This is a genomic window from Microbacterium sp. MRS-1 (assembly GCF_000585455.1).
GTDB classification, from domain to species: domain Bacteria; phylum Actinomycetota; class Actinomycetes; order Actinomycetales; family Microbacteriaceae; genus Microbacterium; species Microbacterium laevaniformans.
Genome location: NZ_JAUF01000118.1, coordinates 1 through 681, shown reverse-complemented (window position 1 = coordinate 681; position 681 = coordinate 1). Strand labels below are relative to the sequence as shown.

Here is a 681-nt window from a genome sequence, read left to right as displayed (position 1 = left end):
GTATCCACCACGAACCGATACGACGCACCCGGCTCAATCACCACACCGGTCTCCACCGCCGCACCGATCGTCGTCGACGTCCCCCGCAGCACGTTCAACCGCGCCGTCCCGTCCGCACCCACACGGATGCGCACCATGTACTGGTCATCAGCGACACGACGCGTCACCGCACCGATGTACATCGCCTCGTTCGGCTTGTCCACCGAGAACGACGTCGAGAACCGCGTCGCCGTCGAATCCAGCACCGCCGTATCCGCCGCCACCGCCGTCGCCTTCGGCAACAACACCTTCCCGACACCATCGGCCACCGAGAAGCGCGTCGCCCCCGTGCGCAACGTCCACGCACCACCGGCATCCGCAGAACCCCAACCCGACGCCAACTGACGCGCGAACGTGTCCGAGAACAACGGACCCGCCACCACCGGACCAGACGTCACCGTCACCGGAGCAACACTCATCGCCGTCGCCCCACGATCATCCGTCACCGTCAACGTCACCGAATACGTCCCCACCTCCGCATACGCATGCGACGCCGTCACACCCGAACCCGTCGACTGGTCACCGAAGTCCCACGCATACGACACCACAGAACCATCAGCATCCGACGATCCCGAACCATCCACCGACACCGACAACCCCGACACCGACGACACAAACCCCGCCACCGGAACCTGATTCGGC

At 65.3% G+C, this 681-nt stretch carries 1 protein-coding gene and 1 pseudogene; one reads left to right on the top strand and one right to left on the bottom strand.

Annotated features, from left to right (window positions below; translation table 11 throughout):
- The coding region (locus AS96_RS15855) for a hypothetical protein (protein WP_036291220.1) at positions 1–384 on the top strand (384 nt) is incomplete at its 5' end.
- Positions 385–494: 110 nt separating this feature from the next.
- Here AS96_RS15855 and AS96_RS15850 read toward each other — a convergent pair.
- Positions 495–584 (bottom strand): annotated as a pseudogene (locus AS96_RS15850) (PKD domain-containing protein); the annotation flags it as partial.
- Between the last annotated feature and the right edge of the window lie 97 nt (positions 585–681).